Raw genomic sequence first — 12,406 nt, forward strand, 5'->3', positions numbered from 1 at the left:
GAGGCCGCGGCCGCGACTCCAGCCGCCAGCCCGGCCCCCGCGGCGGTGGCGCCGGCCACGGTGCCGCTGCCCAGCGCCATCAACCCGGCACCGATGCTGAGCACCGCCAGCCCGGCGTCCTGACGCCAGGGCGCTTGCCTCGGCAGTGGGGCGGTTCCATCTTCCGCGGCATGGCGGAGATGATCGCGATCACGGTGAACGGCGAAAGCCGCTCCATTGCCGCTTCGGCCACCGTGGCGGTGCTGCTGGGCTCGCTGGGCTTCGACATCCGCAAGGTGGCGGTGGAGCGGAACCTGGAGATGGTGCCCGGCACCGCCTATGGCGCCACCATCCTGGTAGAAGGCGATTCCCTGGAGATCGTCCACTTCATCGGCGGGGCCTGAGGCGCCGGATCAGTCGTCCGCCGCCATGGCCTCTTCCGCCCCGGCCGGGCTCAGTGCCCCTTCCGCCAGTTGCCGGGCATGATGGCCGATATCCTCGGGCCAAACCCGCGTCAGCCGCTCGAAGCGCGCGCGGTCGCCGGCGTAAAGGGCGCGCACCGCGCCCTCGAAGCCAGGGCGGTCGCCGGCCATGGTATGCATGAAGCGGTAGCAGGCCTCCTGCGCCGCGCGCCGCCGGTCGGCGTCGCCATGGGTGCGGCTGGCTTCCTCCACCAGCTTGCGCAGCGCCACGGAGGCGCCGCCGGGCTGCTGGCTCAGCCACTCCCAATGGCGCGGCAGCAGCGTCACCTCCCGCGCCACCACACCCAGCTTGGGGCGGCCGGGACGGCGGGGCGGCGGCTCCAGCCGGCGCAGCACCTCATCGGGTTGGCCGCGCAGGTCCAGTTCCACCAGCCGGCTGGTGCGGTCGTCGAAGATCAGGAGGGGGGCCTCGGCGCCGCGGTCCAATGCTTCCTTGGCCCGCATCGCCACTTCCGGCAGTTCGCCTTTGGCCAGCAGCCGGGTGCCCTCGAAGGCGGAGTAATGCGGCGGGAGCCGGTCGGGCATATCTGTTCTTCCTTTGCGCGGGACCGATAAGGCCCGCGCCAGGAAGCAGGCAAATTAATCCCGGGTAATATTACAGAACATTCAGACTCTGGCGCGCCGTGCCCCGATGATCGAAATTGCTGTCGTCCAGCCAGCGCAGGATGGCGTCACGCCGGCCAGGCCATTCCTCCGCCAGGATGGAGAACCAGGCAGTGTCCCGCCGCCGCCCCTTCACCACCAGATGCGCCCGGTGCTCGCCCTCATAGATGAAGCCCAGGCGCGCGGCGGCGCGGCGGGAGGGCGCGTTGAGCGCGTTGCACTTCCAGACCAGCCGGCGATAGCCCAGGTCATCCATGGCATGGCGCATCAGCAGGAACATCGCCTCGGTGGAGGCGCGGCTGCGCTGCATGCGGGGCGCGAACCAGATATGCCCCAGTTCGATGGCCGCATTGGCGGGCTGGATGTCCATCAGCGTCAGCCAGCCGGAAGCGAGGCCGGAGACATGCGGCCGCACCGCCCAGGCGATGGGGTCGTGCGTGGTGGCGAAGCCGCCCAGGAAGCGGCGGAAGGTGGCGAAATCCGCGAAGGGGCCGTAGCCCAGATAGGCCCAGCTTTCCTCCGTGCCGCCATTCGGCCCCTGCCCCTGCATGGATTGCCAGAGTTCCTCGGCATGGCGGATGCCCAGCGGCTCCAGCGTCACCGAGGCGCCGCGATGCGGCACGCGGGCCGGCAGCGGCCGGGGGGTGGAGTCCACTTCGGGACCCAAGGGCGGGGTGGCGTCGGGGGGCATGCTCATGATAGGGCCAAGGCTCGCCGCAACCGCGCTCCCTGGCAAGCCGTGGCGCCTTCCTGCCCTTGGCCCTTTCACTTGCCTGGCACACAGGAAAAGACCATCTCCCCATCATGAACGCCGAGACCCGCCCGCCGCTGAAGGCCGCCCATCCCGCTTATTTCACCGAAACGGTGGAACAGGTGCATCACTGGACGGACCGTCTGTTCAGCTTCCGCTGCACCCGCAACCCGACGCTGCGCTTCCAGGCCGGGCAGTTCGTGATGATCGGGCTGATGGTGGAGGGCAAGCCGCTTGTGCGCGCCTATTCCGTCGCCTCCGCGCCCTATGAGGAACATCTGGAGTTCCTCTCGATCAAGGTGCCGGACGGGCCGCTGACCAGCCGCCTGCAGCATATCCGCCCGGGCGACGAGATCCTGGTAGGCAAGAAGTCTGTCGGCACGCTGGTGCCGGATGCGCTGCTGCCGGGCAAGACGCTGTGGCTTTATGGCACCGGCACCGGCCTCGCGCCCTTCATGTCGCTGATCCGCGAGCCGGAGGTCTATGACCGCTTCGACAAGATCGTGCTGCTGCACGGTGTGCGTGAGGTGAAGGAACTGGCCTACCAGGACTTCATCGAGAAGGAGCTGCCGCAGGACGAGCTCCTGGGCGAGATGGTGGCGCCCAAGCTGGTCTATTACCCGACCGTGACGCGCGAGCCCTTCCGCAACCAGGGCCGGGTGACCGACCTGATCCGCAGCGGCAAGCTGTTTTCCGACCTCGGCCTGCCCGCCTTCACGCCCGAGCAGGACCGCATCATGCTCTGCGGCAGCCCGGAGATGCTGGCGGAAACCAAGGAGCTGCTGGAAGGCATGGGCTTCGAGGAAGGCGCCAACAGCCGCCCCGGCCAGTACGTGATCGAGAAGGCTTTCGTCGAGAAATAAGCCCGGCCGTAACGGCAAGCGTAAGCTGGACCGAATCGCGCACAGGGTCCACCGTCGCGCCCCATGAGCGCGACGCCGGCCACCGCTTCCCCTTCCCCTTCCGCAGCCATGGCGCCAGCGCGCATGGCCACGCGGAAGGCCGATTGGCTGAACCTGGTGGTGGCCGTGCTGCTGATGGGGGCGGGATGGCCCCTCACCCGCTTCGCGGTGAACGAAGGCGCGCCGGTGCTCTGGCTGCTGGTGGGGCGCATCGGCCTGTCCTGCCTCGTCAGCGCGGCGGTGATGCTGGCCCTGGGCAGGCTGCGCTGGCCTGGCCGGGCGGATTGGCCGGCGGTGCTGACGCTGGGGCTGTTGCAGATCACCGGCTTCTTCACCCTCGGCTATATCGCCGTGGCCTGGATACCGGCGGGGCGCACCGCCATCCTCTCCTGCGCCACCACGCTCTGGGTGGTGCCGCTCTCGGTGCTGCTGCTGCGGGAAGCCATTCCGCCGCGCCGCTGGCTGGCGGCCCTGCTGGCTCTGGGTGGTGTCATGGTCATGAGCAGCCCCTGGAGCATCGACTGGTCCTCCCCCGCCGTGCTGCTGGGCCATGCGCTGCTGCTGGGCGCGGCGCTCTGCTGGGCCGCCGCCATCGTGGTGCTGCGCCGCTTTCCGCCCGGCCGCCCCATGCTGGAGCTGCTGCCCTGGTGCTTCGGCCTCGCGACGCTGCTGACGCTGCCGCTGGCCTTGACCCAGCCGCTGGGGCACTGGAATGCCAGCGCTCTTTCCGCCCTGGCCTTTCTCGGCGTGGTGGTCGGGCCGGTGGCCCTCTGGTGCTCAGCCCAGGTGCAGATGCGGATGCCGGCGGTGGTCTCCTCCATCGGCCTGCTGCTCAGCCCGGCGGCGGGGCTGGTGCTCTCCACGCTCTGGCTGGGAGAAGTGCTGAGCGCGGATCTGGCGATCGGCACCGCGATGATCCTGGGCGGCGCCATCATCGCCGCCTGGCCGCGCCAGGCCGGCTGAGCGGCACCGGGCGGCCGGCCGCGGAACAGCCGGCCGCGCTGCGGGCTCAGCGGCCCGGCTTGCCGAAGGTCTTGAGCACAGGCTCCGAAAGATCCGCCACCGCCTGCCGCGGCTTCGGTTCCTTCTGGAGGGAGATGGCGGAGACGGTGATCTCCAGCGGGCTCTTGTAGCGGGGGATATCCACCGTGATCGGCGTGGGCGTCATGCTGCTCAGGTCGAAGCTGCGGCTGACGGCCACCCGCTTCTGGCGGCGAATCTCGACCTTGAGCTGGACCGGGCCGGATTCCGCCACCGCCAGCCGCGCCTGGAATTCCAGCTTCGCCGAAGCCTTAGGGTCCGGCATCTTCCAGCTCAGTGCCGAGACGGCATCCTCCGCCACGGTGGCATGGAGGCGGAAGCCCTCCGGTGTCTTGCGGGACCACTCGTTATGGCTCGTGACGCCGGCCGTGCCGAAGGGAAACTCGGTGGACAGGGTCTTGTCCTGGGAGGTTTCGGTTCGCTCCGGAAAACTCAGGGCGATGCTGTCTTTGAACATGGTTCTCGCTATCTGTCCGTCTGGCTGACCAGAGGTTTCTCAAAATTAAGGATGATTGGAAAGCGGCAGGGTTGCGTCACCGCCCACCAATGCTTCCGCGTTCACGAATCGTTCGTTATCCTGGCACAGCCGCCTGCCCGCCCCCAAATGGGCGATACCCTCCTGACCGGAAGCTCGCCTATACCATGAGCCTGACCATTCCCGCCGCCACGCCCTTTATTCCACCGAAGCGCCCCACTCCCTCGGGCAACCGCGTGCTGAAGGTGGTCTCTCCCTACGAGCCCGCGGGGGACCAGCCCACGGCCATCGGGCAATTGGTGGAAGGGCTGCAGCAGGGCGAGCGGGACCAGGTGCTGCTGGGCGTCACCGGCTCCGGCAAGACCTTCACCATGGCCAAGGTCATCGAGAAGGTGCAGCGGCCGACGCTGATCCTGGCGCCCAACAAGACTCTGGCAGCGCAGCTTTACGGGGAGATGAAGTCCTTCTTTCCCGAGAATGCGGTGGAATACTTCGTCTCCTACTACGACTACTATCAGCCGGAAGCCTATGTGCCGCGCTCCGACACCTATATTGAAAAAGACGCGCAGATCAACGAGCAGATCGACCGCATGCGCCATTCCGCCACCCAGGCGCTGCTGGAGCGGAATGACGTGGTCATCGTGGCCTCGGTCTCCTGCATCTACGGTATCGGCTCGGTCGAGCTTTACTCGAACATGGTGGTCAAGCTGCAGGTCGGCGGCCGCATCTCGCGCGACCACCTGATCAAGGCGCTGGTGGAGCAGCAGTATCGCCGCAACGATGCCGGCTTCCAGCGCGGCACCTTCCGCGTGCGGGGCGAGAGCGTGGATATCTGGCCCTCTCACCTCGAGGACCGTGCCTGGCGCATCAGCCTGTTTGGCGAGGAGATCGACGGCTTGCGGGAATTCGACCCGCTGACGGGCGAGATCGCGGGCGAGATGGAATCCGTCGCCATCTACGCCAACAGCCACTATGTCACCCCGCGCCCGACGCTGTTGCAGGCCATCCGCGACATCCGCATTGAACTGAAGCAGCGGCTGGAAGAACTGAACGCCGAGGGCAAGCTGCTGGAAGCGCAGCGGCTGGAGCAGCGCACCACCTTCGACCTGGAGATGATGGAAACTACCGGTTCCTGCAAAGGCATCGAGAATTATTCCCGCTATCTCTCCGGCCGCGGCCCCGGCAACCCGCCGCCGACGCTTTTTGAGTACCTGCCCGAGAACGCCCTGCTGATCGTGGACGAGAGCCATGTGACGGTGCCGCAGATCGGCGGCATGTACCGGGGCGACTTCGCGCGCAAATCCATCCTGAACGAATTCGGCTTCCGCCTGCCTTCCTGCATGGACAACCGGCCGCTGAAATTCGAGGAATGGGAAAGCTTCCGCCCCGACACGGTCTTTGTCTCCGCCACCCCCGGCCCCTGGGAGATGGAGCGCACCGGCGGCACCTTCGCCGAGCAGGTGATCCGCCCCACCGGCCTGATCGACCCGCCGGTGGAGATCCGTCCTGTCGAGGGCCAGGTGGACGACCTGCTGGCGCAATGCCGCGATGTCATGGACCAGGGCGGCCGCGTGCTGGTCACGACCCTGACCAAGCGCATGGCGGAAGACCTGACCGAATACATGACGGAAGCGGGCATCAAGGTCCGTTACCTGCATTCCGACGTGGACACGCTGGAGCGGATCGAGATCATTCGCGACCTCCGCAAGGGTGTGTTCGATGTGCTGATCGGCATCAACCTGCTGCGCGAGGGCCTCGACATCCCGGAATGCCGGCTGGTCGCGATCCTGGACGCCGACAAGGAAGGCTTCCTGCGCTCCACCACCTCGCTGATCCAGACCATCGGCCGCGCCGCGCGCAATGCCGAGGGCCGGGTGATCCTTTATGCCGACCGCATGACCAACAGCATGCGCAACGCGCTGGAGGAAACCAATCGCCGCCGTGCCAAGCAGGAGGAATACAACGCCGCGCATGGCATCACGCCGCAGACCATCCAGCGGCAGATCAGCGACGTGCTGCAATCGGTCTATGAGCAGGACTACGTCACCGTCGCCCCCACGGGCGCGGAGGAGGACGGGCCGAGCCATTTCGTTGGCAAGGATCTGCGCGCCTCCATCGCGGAACTGGAGCGCCAGATGCGCGCCGCCGCCGCCGACCTGGAATTTGAGACTGCCGCCCGCCTGCGCGACGAGATCAAGCGGCTGGAGAACCTGGAACTGGGGCTGGAGCCCAACCTCGCCGGCCGTTCCATGCAGGAGGCCCTGCCGCGCCGTGGCGCCGAAAGCCGCCCGGCCGCGCGCGGCCGTGGCAAGGCCGAGGGCAAGAAGGAATGGCGCCCGAAGCCGCTGGGCCCCGGCGGCGGCGGCTATGAGCCGGACAAGAAGCGGGGTGGGCGACGCTCCTCCCGTTAAGGGCCGATTTACCATATTTCAGACACTTAGGCACAAAAAAGAGACGTTTTGCCGTTCTACGCCTTGGCTGCCCGTGGCACTCTTCGCCCCATGACGCCGGCCCCGCCGGCGCGGTGAGGCAAGAGGGCCGGCAATGAAGGGCGAGAAACCAGTAATGGGCTTTGCGTGGTACGAGGCCGCCAGCTTCGACACGCTGCGCGAGCGCATGCCCGACATGAGCGACACCTACGACGACTGGCGCGAGGGCGCGGCGCGGGATGTGCTGCACCATGAGCGCCAGGGCTATCGCGTCATCCGCATCACCCTGCGGCCACCCGAGTTCTTCACCTGGTGCCGCAGCCGCGGCATCACCATGCCGGGGGTGCGGGAGCGCCGGCAATTCGCCGCCGATGGCGCGCGCAAGGTGGTGCGGGCCGAACGTGGCGTGCAGCGCAAGGGATTTTCATTCTTTTAAGCGAGGTTGTGTTAATCCTTCGGTAATCTGGAGCGGCTATGGTCCAGCCGTCACAGGTGCCATACCCCCGTGGCGTAACGCATTTCCTCCCTCATGCGGCCTGCTGCCGGGGGCGGCCATCTCCCCCCGATGCGCCGCCCCCATCCTTTTCCGCTCTGCACGATCCTCTGGCCTGCCTTGCGCGGGGCCGCTATGGGCTGGCGCAGCCTGGCCCGACGCGCCATCTTGCTGGCGCAACCAACGCGCCCCGCACCACGTCGTGCCGTGAGTTCCGAGGAGTTCAGCACCCATGCGCATCCTGTTGGTGGAGGATGATGCCGAAGTCGGCCGCTTCGTGAAGAAGGGATTGCAGGAGGCCGGCCACACCGTCGAGCACGTGCCGAACGGGCGCGAGGGCCTGTTCATGGCGGCCGGCGAGAATTTCGACCTTCTGGTGCTGGACCGCATGCTGCCCGGCGGCATCGACGGCGTCCGGCTGGTCGAGACCCTGCGCGGCCAGGGCAACCACACCCCTGTCCTGTTCCTGTCCGCCCTGGCGGGCGTCGATGAACGGGTGAAGGGCCTGAAGGCCGGTGGCGACGATTACCTGGTCAAGCCCTTCGCCTTCGCCGAGCTGCTGGCGCGGGTCGAGGCCCTGGGCCGCCGCCCGGCCGTCGATGCCCCCGCCACCCGGCTCAAGATCGCGGATCTGGAACTGGACCTGCTGTCCCGCACCGTCACGCGCGGAGGCAAGCGGATCGACGTGCAGCCGCGCGAGTTCCGGCTGCTGGAGCACCTGATGCGCCATGCCGGGCAGGTCGTCACCCGCACCATGCTGCTGGAGAAGGTCTGGGACTACCATTTCGACCCGCAGACCAATGTTATCGACGTGCATGTCTCCCGCCTGCGGCAGAAGCTGGACAAGGGCTTCGAGAAGCCGCTGATCCACACGGTGCGCAACGCCGGCTACATGATCCGCGCCGAGCCCTGAGGTGGCGCCCCCGCCGCATCCGCGGCCGGGCTCCGCCACCGGCCGCCCGCCGCCACAGCCGGTGCGGCGGCGGGTGCAGCAGCACCCGGGTCCGCTGTGGCGGCTGCTCTCCTCCACCTCCTTCCGCATCGCGCTGCTTTTCGCCACGCTCTTCCTGCTGGCGGGGCTGGCCTTCACCGGCGTGCTCTGGTGGGGCACCGCCGGTACGCTGGAGCGGCAGACCGATGCCGCCATCCGCGCCGATGCCCTGGCCCTGGCCGAACGCTGGCGCGAGGCCGGCGACAAGGCGGTGGCCGAGGCGATCAATGAGCGGCTGGCGCTGGATGCCGAGGACCAGACGGCCTACCTCCTGACCGGTCCGCACGGGCAGCGGCTGGCCGGCAACCTGGAACAACTGCCGGAGGACTACCGCGCCGATATCCAGTGGTATGCCATGACGCTGCTGCGCGATGGCATCCCCGGCGAGGCGCGGCTTTATGTTGTCCGCCTCCCCGATGGCTCGCATCTCGCGGTCGGGCGCGACGTGGGCGAGAAGCTGCGCCTGCGCGCGCTGCTGACCGAGGGGCTGGCCTGGTCGGCGGGCGTCGCCATCTTCTTCGCCTTCGCCGGGGCCTGGCTGCTGCGGCGCTGGCTGGAGGAGCGGCTGATCCCCGCCACCGCCACCGCCGCCCTCATCGCCGGCGGCGACCTTTCGCCCCGCGTGCCGCTGGCCGGGCGTGACGATGAATTCGAGGCACTGGGCCGCAGCATGAACACCATGCTGGACCGTATCGCGCATCTGATGGAGGGCGTGCGCGGCGTCTCGGACGCCATCGCGCATGACCTGCGCACCCCCATCGCCCGCGCCCGCTCCCGGCTGGAGGAGGCGCTGGAAACCTCCGACGACCCGGCCACGCTGAAGGCGGCGCTGGAACGTGGCATCGCCGACCTGGACAATGTCACCCGCGTCTTCCAGGCCGTGCTGCGCATCGCAGAGGTAGAGGCCGGCGCCCGCCGCGCCGCCTTCGCGCCGCTGGACCTGGTGCCGCTGCTGGCCGATGCCGCCGAGCTCTACGGCGCCACGGCGGAGGAGAATGGCCAGGTGCTGCGCACCGAATGGCCCGAGGCCCTGCCACTGACCGGCGACCGCGACCTGTTGCTGCAGGCCATCGCGAACCTACTGGACAATGCGGTGAAGTTCACGGTTCCCGGCGGCACCATCACCCTTTCCGCCGAGATGCAGGAGGATGCGGTGCTGATCCGCGTCGCCGACGAGGGCCCTGGCCTTTCGGCGGAGGACCGCCAGCGGGTGGGCGAGCGTTTCTTCCGCGCCGACAGTGCCCGCGCCACGCCGGGCTCGGGGCTGGGCATCTCCCTGGTGCGGGCGGTGGTGCAACTGCATGGCGGCATGCTCTGGTTCGAGGATGGCCAGGGCACGCGGCCGGAATACCCCGGGCTGACGGTCTGCCTCGGCCTGCCGGTCGCATGACCGTGTCTTCATCCGCCGCACACGCCCTGGCAGGGCGCGGCGCGGCAGGATGCGCCACATGCCGCCACGCTGGTTCCTGTTGCTGCCTCTTCTGGCTGGCCTTCCCGGTCCGGCCGCGGCGGAATCCTTGCGAACCGTACCGCAGGACATCAGCTACTGCCGAGAACTGGCCGCCCGCCTCGCGCCCCTGCCCGGCGCGGCGCGGGACCCCGCCCGTGCCCTGGCGGAGGAAGGCGTCCGCCTCTGCCGCGAGGGCTATGTGCGTACCGGCGTGGCCAAGCTGCGCCGGGCGCTGAGGGCGGCCCAGGGGCGCTAGCCGTCCGGCGCGGCCCTGCGCCGCCCCCGCGCCGCCAGCACTTCCGCCAGCGTCACTGGCCGGAAGTCCCAGGCATCGACACCGAGGTCGGCCTGCCGGGGCAGCGGCTTCAGCCGGCCGTGGCTATGGCCATGCAGGTTCCACCAGCCCTTCCCCATGTTGCGCCAGGTGCGGAAGGCATAGTGGCAGAGCACCAGCCCGGTGCCTTCCACTTCCACCTCCCGGTAGGGCTGCACGCTCTCCCAGCCCGGCAGGGCCAGGGCGGCGGGGCCGTCGTTGTTGCCGGTGATCAGGTGCTTGCGCCCGTGCAGTTGCGCCAGCAGCGCCCGCATGGCCTCCGGCTTCATGTTCAGCGCGAAGTCGCCCAGGTGCCAGACTTCATCCTCCGGCCGCACGGTGCTGTTCCAGCGCGCCAGCATGGCGGCATCCATCTCCGCCACGCTGGCGAAGGGGCGGCGGTAGAGGGCGCGGGCGCCGGCATGGCCGAAATGGGTATCGGCGGTGAAGAAGACGGTCATGCCCGGTGCTGAAGCCTCCCGGTGCCACGTGGCGTTCTTTCGGGGTGAACGATGGATCGGAGCACAGCCATGTCCCCTGAACGGAAAGACGTCATGAACAGCCCAGACCGCCAGAAGCCCGGCAACCATCCCGCCGCCCGCCCGGGGCAGGAGCCCGACCCCAAGGCGCAGAAGCCGGAATGGCGCCCGGGCGAGCCGGGCCTGCAAGGCGGCGCGCCGGACCAGGGCGCCACCAGCGGCACCGGCACCAGCCGGGGCTAGAGCAGATCCCGATCAGGCGGCATTGCCTGATCGGGTGAAGATACTCGCCGCACCAAAAAGCCAGAGCCGCTGGAGTAAGCCGAGGCGAGCGGAAACTGTTCTGGCTCAGCGGCGGCGCGGCACCTTCATCCGGGGCGAGGCCGCCACCGCCGCTGGCGCCACCAGCGCCGCCAGGCCGACCAGACCGAGAGCGGCCAGCCCCAGCGTCAGCGCCTTCCGCGCGCGGCTGGTGACGAATTCCCCACGCGCCGGGTTCACCCGCTCCAGGAAGGGACCGTCCACGCCGGGGTCGCCGAGGCTGGGCTTGAAGAGATTGCCCTCGGGGTCCCTTGGTGACCGCGCCGGGTCCAGCTGCGCTTCCCACATCTGGGAGGCCTTGTAGTCCGCGAAGGCCGGCGCCACCGCCTGCGCCGCCGCCATCTGCCAGGTGGAGCGGCCGACCCAGACCTCCCGCTCCCCCGACGCCACCGCCGCCAGGATGGCATTGGCGCAAAGCCGCGGGTCGAAGACCGGGTCCGGCGCATTCTGGGCCTGGCCGGTATGGTTGCGGGCGATGCGGAACTGCGGCGTGTTCACCGCCGGCAGATAGATGGTGCTGATGGTCACCGCGCTGCCGTCATGCAGCAGCTCCGACCGCAACGCGTCCGAGAAGCCCTGCACCGCCGCCTTGGCGCCGCAATAGGCCGATTGCAGCGGCGCCGCCCGCAGCCCGAGGCCGGAGGAGACCTGCACGATCCGCCCCCGGTTGCGCGGCTTCATGTAGCGCAGCGCCGCCAGGCTGCCGAAGACCTGCCCGTGGTAGGTGACATCGGTGACACGGCGGTATTCCTCCGGCGTGATCTCCGTGGCGGGGGAAAGCACCGTCGCCATGGCATTGTTCACCCAGGCCTCGATCGGGCCCAGCTCCCGCTCGATCCGCGCCGCCGCCGCGTCCACCGCCGCGGCATCGGCGACATCGGTGGGGATGGCCAGGGCGCGCACGCCCATGTCCTCCAGTTCCGCCCGGGTGGATTGCAGCCGCTCCTCCCCCCGCGCCAATACGGCGACATCCCAGCCCGCGCGCGCGAAAGCCTGCGCGGTGGCGCGGCCGATGCCCATGGTGCCGCCGGTGACGACGGCGACCCTGTGACGCGGGGTGCTGGCTGGTGCGGACATACGGCATCCTCCTGTGACTGCGGGATAAGAGCGCAACCCTTGCTGCGTTGAGGCCCGCGTGGTCACAGCCTGGAGAGGCCCGCGCACCACCGGGGAGCCATGCGCCGGCCCAGGCTTGGCCGCCACGCCCTTGCCGCTAGCCTGGACGTCACGGCGGCGGTCCCTTCCGCATGGCCGCGAACAGGACCCGACGGCATGACGGCCAAAGCCAAGCTCCACCCCGCCGCGCTCGCCGCGGGCGCCTGCCTGCTTTCCGGCATTGGGCTGGCACGGTTCGGCTATGTGCCGATGTTCCCCGCCATGGTGGAGGCCGGCTGGGTGGGTGGCGCGGGTGGCGGGCTGCTGGGAGCCTATAACTTCGCCGGGTATCTGCTGGGCGCTTTGCTGGGCCGCAGATTAGGGCAGCGGCTGGGCGTGCCGGGGGCGCTGGACCTTTGCATGGGGCTGCTGGTGCTCTCCTTCCTTGCCTGCGGCTGGCAGGGCGGGCTGGCCTGGCTGGCCGTCTGGCGCGGCTTGGCCGGCTTTGGCGGCGGGGTGCTGATGGCGGTCTCCGGCCCCGCCGCCCAGGCCGTGGTGCCGCCGGCGCAGCGTGGGCTCGCGGGGGGCGTGCTGACCTCCGG

Annotated in this window: 15 protein-coding genes; 10 read left to right on the forward strand and 5 right to left on the reverse strand. The window is 69.2% G+C overall.

The genetic code is table 11. The features are described 5' to 3' along the window. Window positions 1-179 precede the first annotated feature (179 nt). The gene (gene thiS, locus IBL25_RS20075; RefSeq protein WP_238940550.1) at window positions 180-383 is read left to right on the forward strand and encodes a sulfur carrier protein ThiS; all 204 of its coding nucleotides are present in this window, start codon (window positions 180-182) and stop codon (window positions 381-383) included. Window positions 384-392: 9 nt separating this feature from the next. On the opposite strand, the gene IBL25_RS20080 is transcribed toward thiS, so the two are convergent. Together IBL25_RS20080 and IBL25_RS20085 are read right to left on the reverse strand one after the other, a co-directional pair. Beyond that, entirely contained in the window at window positions 393-986 is a 594-nt protein-coding gene (locus tag IBL25_RS20080; RefSeq protein WP_187780288.1) for a DUF2239 family protein, read from the reverse strand. Window positions 987-1,056: 70 nt separating this feature from the next. Continuing rightward, a complete protein-coding gene (locus tag IBL25_RS20085) occupies window positions 1,057-1,761 on the reverse strand; it encodes a GNAT family N-acetyltransferase (RefSeq protein WP_238940551.1) in 705 nt (234 codons plus the stop codon). 107 nt (window positions 1,762-1,868) lie between these two features. Here IBL25_RS20085 and IBL25_RS20090 point away from each other — a divergent pair, with 107 nt between their 5' ends. Both IBL25_RS20090 and IBL25_RS20095 read left to right on the forward strand, forming a co-directional pair. Next, a complete protein-coding gene (locus IBL25_RS20090; RefSeq protein WP_187780289.1) occupies window positions 1,869-2,678 on the forward strand; it encodes a ferredoxin--NADP reductase in 810 nt (269 codons plus the stop codon). Window positions 2,679-2,801: 123 nt separating this feature from the next. Then, window positions 2,802-3,680, forward strand: a complete 879-nt coding sequence (locus tag IBL25_RS20095) for a DMT family transporter (protein WP_187780290.1) — start codon at window positions 2,802-2,804, stop codon at window positions 3,678-3,680. 46 nt (window positions 3,681-3,726) lie between these two features. Here the strand turns inward: IBL25_RS20095 and IBL25_RS20100 are convergent, their stop codons facing one another. Beyond that, window positions 3,727-4,215 (reverse strand): hypothetical protein, encoded by a 489-nt coding sequence (locus tag IBL25_RS20100; RefSeq protein ID WP_187780291.1) that lies wholly within the window; start codon window positions 4,213-4,215, stop codon window positions 3,727-3,729. A 185-nt stretch (window positions 4,216-4,400) separates the two neighbouring features. On the opposite strand from IBL25_RS20100, the gene uvrB reads away from it, so the two are divergent. From uvrB to IBL25_RS20125, 5 genes are all read left to right on the forward strand, one after another. Continuing rightward, complete coding sequence (gene uvrB / locus IBL25_RS20105; protein ID WP_194433783.1) at window positions 4,401-6,644, forward strand: excinuclease ABC subunit UvrB; 2,244 nt, start codon at window positions 4,401-4,403, stop codon at window positions 6,642-6,644. Window positions 6,645-6,777: 133 nt separating this feature from the next. Further along, window positions 6,778-7,098: a hypothetical protein gene (locus tag IBL25_RS20110; protein ID WP_187780292.1), complete on the forward strand. Its 321-nt coding sequence runs from the start codon at window positions 6,778-6,780 to the stop codon at window positions 7,096-7,098. A 289-nt stretch (window positions 7,099-7,387) separates the two neighbouring features. Continuing rightward, entirely contained in the window at window positions 7,388-8,068 is a 681-nt protein-coding gene (locus IBL25_RS20115; RefSeq protein WP_120640201.1) for a winged helix-turn-helix domain-containing protein, read from the forward strand. A gap of 1 nt (window position 8,069) precedes the next feature. Beyond that, window positions 8,070-9,536, forward strand: a complete 1,467-nt coding sequence (locus IBL25_RS20120) for a sensor histidine kinase (protein WP_367615650.1) — start codon at window positions 8,070-8,072, stop codon at window positions 9,534-9,536. A 58-nt stretch (window positions 9,537-9,594) separates the two neighbouring features. Continuing rightward, the gene (locus IBL25_RS20125) at window positions 9,595-9,852 is read left to right on the forward strand and encodes a hypothetical protein (RefSeq protein WP_187780293.1); all 258 of its coding nucleotides are present in this window, start codon (window positions 9,595-9,597) and stop codon (window positions 9,850-9,852) included. On the opposite strand, the gene IBL25_RS20130 is transcribed toward IBL25_RS20125, so the two are convergent. Further along, complete coding sequence (locus IBL25_RS20130; RefSeq protein ID WP_187780294.1) at window positions 9,849-10,370, reverse strand: metallophosphoesterase family protein; 522 nt, start codon at window positions 10,368-10,370, stop codon at window positions 9,849-9,851. The two genes, IBL25_RS20125 and IBL25_RS20130, sit on opposite strands and share 4 nt — an antisense overlap. A 93-nt stretch (window positions 10,371-10,463) precedes the next feature. Here IBL25_RS20130 and IBL25_RS20135 point away from each other — a divergent pair, with 93 nt between their 5' ends. Beyond that, entirely contained in the window at window positions 10,464-10,631 is a 168-nt protein-coding gene (locus IBL25_RS20135; protein WP_158601012.1) for a hypothetical protein, read from the forward strand. 105 nt (window positions 10,632-10,736) lie between these two features. On the opposite strand, the gene IBL25_RS20140 is transcribed toward IBL25_RS20135, so the two are convergent. After that, window positions 10,737-11,786 carry an SDR family oxidoreductase gene (locus IBL25_RS20140; RefSeq protein ID WP_187780295.1) on the reverse strand — a complete coding sequence of 350 codons (1,050 nt, stop codon included), beginning with the start codon at window positions 11,784-11,786 and terminating at the stop codon, window positions 10,737-10,739. Window positions 11,787-11,981: 195 nt separating this feature from the next. Here IBL25_RS20140 and IBL25_RS20145 point away from each other — a divergent pair. Further along, window positions 11,982-12,406 (forward strand): YbfB/YjiJ family MFS transporter (locus IBL25_RS20145; RefSeq protein WP_187780296.1); only part of this gene is annotated, 425 nt, incomplete at its 3' end.

It is taken from the genome of Pseudoroseomonas ludipueritiae (assembly GCF_014490445.1).
GTDB lineage: Bacteria > Pseudomonadota > Alphaproteobacteria > Acetobacterales > Acetobacteraceae > Pseudoroseomonas > Pseudoroseomonas ludipueritiae.